This window comes from Protofrankia sp. CiP1_Cm_nod4, assembly GCF_982290645.1.
In genome coordinates, this window is sequence record NZ_CEVIVC010000048.1 from 25,986 (window position 1) to 31,813 (window position 5,828).

Here is a 5,828-nt window from a genome sequence, read left to right on the forward strand (position 1 = left end):
CACCCCGGCGCAGCAGCCGATCAGCCACGGAACCGACTGACAAACCGACCGAAAAGAGGCAGTTGTGAGCAGCCTGGCCACCGCCGCCGCGCTCGTCGCAGTCGCGGCTGCCGCGATCATCTATGGCACCGATGTCTTCTCCGCGCTCGTACTGCGCCCTGCCGCGGTCGATGCCGCTGACGCCTCCGTGGCCGACCTGATCGGCCGGGTCCACGAGTACGGAGATCGCCGGCTGCCCGTGCCCGGAGCGGTCTCCGTCCTCGCCGCGGCGCTCGCCACCGTGGCCAGCGACACCAGCCCCGCGCGCATCGGCGGCACGACAGCGCTGGCCGCGCTGCTGGCCTGGCTCGCGATCTACGTACGCGTCAGCGCGCCGATCAACAAGCGGCTCCGCGCGGCCGCGGCCAGCCACACCGTCCCGGCGGACACCCGGGCCCTCCAGCAACGCTGGGACAGCGTCATCTGGGCCCGGGCCGCCCTGCAGACCATCGCGCTGGCCGGTCTACTCGTCATCATCCTCGGTCGATGACCAGGAGACCTGTCCAGCGACCAACGTGCCCAGTTACCGAAAGTGTGGTGAACATGGATCCACGGCAGACCGCCGACGCGGTCGCGCAAGCCATGACATCTCGCGATCACGCGGCGCTCATGGCCCTGTACGCCGAGGACATCGTCTTCAGCTCGCCCGTCACCGCCGTGCGGTTCACCGGCAAGGCAGAGGTGGGCGCGCTCATGGCTCACGTCCTCGCCGGTTTCCAGAGCTGGGAACGCACCTTCGTGTTCACCGGCGACGACGAGTGCGTGTTCGGCGCCCGCGGGCGCATCGGCGGCCACGACATCGACCTGGCCGAACACTTCCGTCTGGACCCGGCCGGACGCGTGGCCGAGATCAGCATCTACGGACGCCCGCTGGCCGGCATCGCCGCCATCGCCGCTGTCGCCGCCCCACCACTCGCCGCCCGCCACGGCCGCAACCGTGAGCGCCTGGTCGGCCTGATCTCCCGCGGTCTCCCCGGCGCCCTGGCCCGGGGAGACCGGCTCATCACCCGTCTGGCCCGCTGAAACACGGCCCCGCTGGCGGAGCGGCGCCCCTCACTGGCCATGGTCAACCAGCATCATGATCCCCCAGCGGCAACCGCGGGCGCGTTGCTACACCCGCGGCAGTTCGCACCTTTCGAGCCCCCAGCAGCCATCTCGGGAGGCCCGCAGACGCCCCCAGCAGACGGAGCGAAGCCGATCAAAGATCGGCAAGCAAGGCAACCCACGCACCGTAGAGGTTACTCAGCCGCCGAGCGGCATGGTCACGACAGTGGTCCATCGGTAGACCCGCTCGTCGCGGTTGAGGTCGATGAGCTGGATCGCGCGGACGGTGGTGGTGACGCTCATCGGTTCGACCGCGAAAAGACGCTGACGTAGCGGCTCCGCCGAGGTGTCCGCGCCGGAATAGGCGACGGAGACGTGTGGGGTGAAACCGTCGGCGGTTTCAGGCACCCTTTCGGGCCCCCACACGTCGGCGATCGCGGCTCGGACGGTGGCGCGTAGTTCCTCCACTGGCTGCCACGGGGCGGTCTGGAGCATGACGGCTTCCGGGTCCGCGTCCGCCGGCCCGAGGGTCAGGTCGAACGGATCGAGCTGGCGGCAGCGTGTACACGCCGCGGTGATGATGCCGTTCAAGTCCCCGGGGGTGCCCTCGTCGGCGAAGCCGACTCCCTGCATGGTCAGGTGCAGGCCCTCCGCGGGCACCAGGTCGAGGGTCGGCAGAGTGAGTGCCTGCTGATAGCGGTCAGCGAGGTCGACCACGTCGGAGGCGCCGTCGAAGGTGATGTGGAACGGTAGAACGACCGGCCGATCTTCCAGCCGGGGCGCCACCACCAGTGCTCCCGCATCCGTTCCAACCGGGCGAACGCTTCCCGGCGGGCATCGACATGCCGCTGCTCCCGAGTCATACCGGGGAGGCTAGCCACCGGGCAACGCCGGCCGTGCGCTGTTCTGCCAGTCAGCGGCCAACTCGGCCAGATCCCGCATGGGCGCGGCCGGCAGAAAACGACGGCCGGCGTCGAGGAACTGCGTGAGAACTTCCGGGGGCCAGTCCAACGGCCCGTCATCCCACGGCAGAACCTGATCTTTCAGGCCGTAGATCTCTCCGTGAGCTGTCCACATACGTAACCCCCCAGTTGTAACAAGCCCCCTGCGCGGGAGTGCAGGCCGGCCAACATCACTACCCACGCGGTCATCCCGACGTCCATGACGACCGTGATCCGGCCCGTAATCCGGGAACGATGCGCGGTGGCGCCGGGGCGTGCTGGCACCGGCGTTGTCGGTACGCCCGGTTCGCTCATGGCGGTCTGTTCTCTGCGCTGCTGGAAGGACGCGCCGGCCCGCAGCCACGCCCACGGGCAGCGTCGGCAGTAGGCGTGGCGCGCGGGCCGGCGCGCGTTCGGGCAGGCCCCCGCCCTGCTCACCAGGCACGGACGGCGGGGGCCTGCGTCTTAGGTCCCCGTGCGGGGAGAGTGGAACGGGAAAACGATCGGGACGACACGGCCGTCGAGCCCGCAGCTTGTCGCGTGATGATCTACGGCGGCTACGGTCGGGAACGGCAGACGAACCTCGACCGGCTGCTGTCCTGGGCCGTAGACGATGACGGCGTACAGCACCGCGTCCGCCGGCGTGTCCGGCCGGGGCAGAGTCCGGATCGTGCAGGTCCCGGTATGTGGCACGACATCCCCCAATCGCCTGTTGGTTGCGCGGCCGGCCGGGTTATCGTGCCGACGCGACACATTTCATGACGGTGCGCGACAGCCGACTAGCTGTGACGAGGTGAGCTGCCGTTGACACACACGTCACGCGCATCTCACGCACGTGTTGTCACACCGTGGCGGAAGGCACACAGGTGAACGATCAGGCCGCGGTCGAGTACCTCGCCGGCCGCATCCGCGCGCTGCGCCTCGCCGCGGGCATTCGCAGCCTCGCCGAGCTCGCCCGGCGCACCAACCTGGACCGGGCCGGGATCAGCCGGGCCGAAAGCGGCCGGAACCTGCCGTCCGAAGTCGTCGTGAAGGCCATCGACACCGCGGTAGACGCGGGCGGAGAGTTAGTAGAACTCCGCGCGCGGATCCACCGGACGAGGATCGGTGCCGGTGACCCGCGGGAGGGGGTGGGCGTCACGGACCGGCGGCAGATGTTGGAGGCGGGCGCGTTCACCATGCTGTCCGCGCTCGCCGCGGACACCTCCCGGGAGATCGCGCACGGTGACCCTGACCCGCTGACGCTCGCGGACATCGATGACGACATCGACCGGATCGCCGCGGTCTACGCCGTCACCCCGCACACTGTGCTCCTCCCCCAGGTCGAACGGCGCTGGTTGCAGGTCGACACCGCGCTGAAGGGCCGGACCAGCCTGGCCGTACACCACCGGTTGAGCCTGGCGGCCGGGCGGCTGTCCTACTTCGCTTCCCGGCTGGCGTTCAACGTCGGTGACTTCACCACGGCCCGGCATCTCGCCGTGCTCGCCGGACAGTACGCCGAGCAGACGCAGGACGCGGTGCTGCTCGCGTCGGTCGCCGGGATGCACTCGGGCATCGCCTACTACCGGAAACGGTATGACGTGGCCGTGTCCGTCTTCGGCGGGTATCCGCCCGATCCGCCGTACCTGCGGGCCCGGAACGCGGCCTACCGGGCGCGCGCCCACGGACGCCTCGGTAATGCGACCGCGGCCCGGGCCGAGCTGGCACTGATGCACCGTTCCCTGACCGACGAACCGCCACAGCCAGGGGATCTCCCGCTCGGAGAGGCCGCGGCAGGCATGTTCGCGGCGAGCGCCCTCACGTCGATCGGGTACGGCCAGGAGGCGGAGCCGTGGGCACGGCGGTCCGTGGCCGCGCACGAGGCCACCGGGCCGCAGGTGAACCGGGAGGAGTGGGGGCATGCCCTGCTCACCCTGTCCGCGGCGTTGATCTGCCGGGACCATCCGGACCCGGAAGAGGCTGCCCGGGTCGGCGTCCAGGTCCTGGACGTCGTCGACGGCCACCCCACCCACACCGTGACCCAGCGCGCCGGGGAGATGCTGGGCATGCTGGCGGACTATCGGACCCTGCCCGCCGTGGTCGACTTCCGCGAACGGCTCGCGGCCGCGCCACGTCCGGCGCTGACGGCATGAGTGGCCTGTCCGGCGAGCCAACCGTGCTCGTTGTGCCGACGGTGGTCACGGACCGGCTGATCCTGCGCTGCTGGCGGCCGGCGGACATCGACCCGTACGCGGCGATGAACGCCGACGAGGAGACCATGCGCTACCTCAACGGCCCGTTCGACCGAGCCGGCACCGAGCGGCTGATCACCCATCTGGCCGGCATGTGGGTGCTGCTCGGGTATGGCATGTGGGCGGTCGAGGACAAGGCCACCGGCGAGTTCCTGGGCCGGGCCGGGTTGTACTACGCCGACGGCTGGCCCGGGGTCGAGGTCGCCGTGTCCATCCGCCGGGACCGCTGGCGGCAGGGACTCGGTACGGAAGCGTGCCGTGCCTCGATCACCTGGGGATTCACCACCCTCCCCGTGGACGAGATCATCACGTTCCCCAACCGGGACAACGCCGGGATGAACGGGGTCGCCCGCACGCTCGGCATGGTGTTCCAGGGTGAGGCATCAGCCATCGGCCCGTGGCGGGACAGCAACCTGTACAGCACCACCCGGGAGAAGTGGGCTGCGGCTATCGGCAGCTGACCGGGCCACGCGCTGACTGTGCATCAGGTCGGATCATCCGTGCGCTGGACGGAGCGTCGTTGCGCTGTCTGCTGGCGGAGCTCCGCCGCAACCCGGTCATGCTGGGCATTCCGCTCGAGGCGGTGGGCGGCACACAGAACATCATCGGGCGGTTGGGGCTCGGCGCAGTCGTCGTGCTCGCAGGTCACATAGCAATCTTGCTACCCGGCAAGATGGGCCGCGAGGGCGTAGGCGGCGTGGCGGTCGAGGTTGTGCCGGGCCCGGTCGTATCGGCGGGTGGTGCGCGGGTCGGCGTGGCCGGCGGCGTCCTGGACGTCGCGCAGGCTCACCCCGGCGTCCACGTGTGCGCGGCGGTGTGCCGGAACTGGTGCGGGTGCAGGCCCTTGATGCCAGCCGCCTCGCCGCGGCGCCACAGCATCTGACGGATGCCGTCGGCGCTGAACGAGCCCCGGCCCTTCTCCCCAAGCCACAGTGCGTCGGTCTTCTTCGCCCAGCGGTCTTTGCTGCGTACCCGCAGGTACCGCTCCAAGGAGATGCCTGTCTTCGAGCCGAACGGGACGGCGCAGCCCTTCCGCCCCTTCGCCAGGATATGGATCACGTCCTGGGTGAGGTCGACGTCTTCCACGGTCAGATTCGCGATCTCGGCGCGGCGGGCACCCGTGTCCATGAACAGGCAGATGATCGCCTCGTCGCGGCGGGAGACCAGGTCCCGGCCGGCGCATCCGGCGAGCAAGGTCCGGATCTGATCGTCGGCGAGAACCGGCACCGGCTGTTCGGGGACGACCGGCGGGCGCATCCGGTCGAGCGGCGACCGGTCGAGATCCTCTTCCTCGGTGAGCCACTGGCCGAACTGCTGCAAGGCCCGGAAGACGAGGGACACGGTTGCTGGGGCCTGGCTGGCCGCGTAGTCGGCGAGGAAGGCTTCGACGTGGAACGTTCCAGCTCCGCCGGGTCGGTCGGGCCGTCGTTCGCGGCGAGGTGGCGGACAAGGTCGTCGGCCGCGCCGAGATACAGGGTGCGGGTGCGGACGGAGAGGGTCCGACCTTCCAGCGACCGGCTTCACTGGCGTACCAGCGACCCCCACGAACCATGGTCAACAGGACTCATGATCG

At 70.1% G+C, this 5,828-nt stretch carries 8 protein-coding genes; 4 read left to right on the forward strand and 4 right to left on the reverse strand.

Annotated elements, in window-relative coordinates; all coding sequences use genetic code 11:
• Positions 1–64: 64 nt before the first annotated feature.
• Both AC5LSR_RS11575 and AC5LSR_RS11580 read left to right on the forward strand, forming a co-directional pair.
• Positions 65–529: a DUF1772 domain-containing protein gene (locus AC5LSR_RS11575; RefSeq protein ID WP_250282202.1), complete on the forward strand. Its 465-nt coding sequence runs from the start codon at positions 65–67 to the stop codon at positions 527–529.
• A gap of 92 nt (positions 530–621) precedes the next feature.
• Positions 622–1,062, forward strand: a complete 441-nt coding sequence (locus tag AC5LSR_RS11580; RefSeq protein WP_250282200.1) for a nuclear transport factor 2 family protein — start codon at positions 622–624, stop codon at positions 1,060–1,062.
• Positions 1,063–1,281: 219 nt separating this feature from the next.
• On the opposite strand, the gene AC5LSR_RS11585 is transcribed toward AC5LSR_RS11580, so the two are convergent.
• Both AC5LSR_RS11585 and AC5LSR_RS11590 read right to left on the reverse strand, forming a co-directional pair.
• Positions 1,282–1,872 carry a 2'-5' RNA ligase family protein gene (locus AC5LSR_RS11585; protein ID WP_250282198.1) on the reverse strand — a complete coding sequence of 197 codons (591 nt, stop codon included), beginning with the start codon at positions 1,870–1,872 and terminating at the stop codon, positions 1,282–1,284.
• Between the two features lie 84 nt (positions 1,873–1,956).
• Complete coding sequence (locus AC5LSR_RS11590) at positions 1,957–2,160, reverse strand: hypothetical protein (RefSeq protein ID WP_250282196.1); 204 nt, start codon at positions 2,158–2,160, stop codon at positions 1,957–1,959.
• 730 nt (positions 2,161–2,890) lie between these two features.
• Here AC5LSR_RS11590 and AC5LSR_RS11595 point away from each other — a divergent pair.
• Positions 2,891–4,156: a helix-turn-helix domain-containing protein gene (locus tag AC5LSR_RS11595; protein ID WP_250282194.1), complete on the forward strand. Its 1,266-nt coding sequence runs from the start codon at positions 2,891–2,893 to the stop codon at positions 4,154–4,156.
• On the forward strand, positions 4,153–4,716 hold the full coding sequence (locus AC5LSR_RS11600; protein WP_250282192.1) for a GNAT family N-acetyltransferase: 564 nt from the start codon (positions 4,153–4,155) through the stop codon (positions 4,714–4,716). The genes AC5LSR_RS11595 and AC5LSR_RS11600 overlap by 4 nt, the downstream gene beginning before the upstream one ends.
• A gap of 200 nt (positions 4,717–4,916) precedes the next feature.
• On the opposite strand, the gene AC5LSR_RS11605 is transcribed toward AC5LSR_RS11600, so the two are convergent.
• Together AC5LSR_RS11605 and AC5LSR_RS11610 are read right to left on the reverse strand one after the other, a co-directional pair.
• Positions 4,917–5,045 (reverse strand): hypothetical protein, encoded by a 129-nt coding sequence (locus AC5LSR_RS11605; protein WP_445548394.1) that lies wholly within the window; start codon positions 5,043–5,045, stop codon positions 4,917–4,919.
• Positions 5,042–5,596, reverse strand: coding sequence for a tyrosine-type recombinase/integrase (locus tag AC5LSR_RS11610; RefSeq protein ID WP_250282190.1), 555 nt, complete (start codon positions 5,594–5,596; stop codon positions 5,042–5,044). Before AC5LSR_RS11610 ends, AC5LSR_RS11605 begins: the two co-directional genes overlap by 4 nt.
• Between the last annotated feature and the right edge of the window lie 232 nt (positions 5,597–5,828).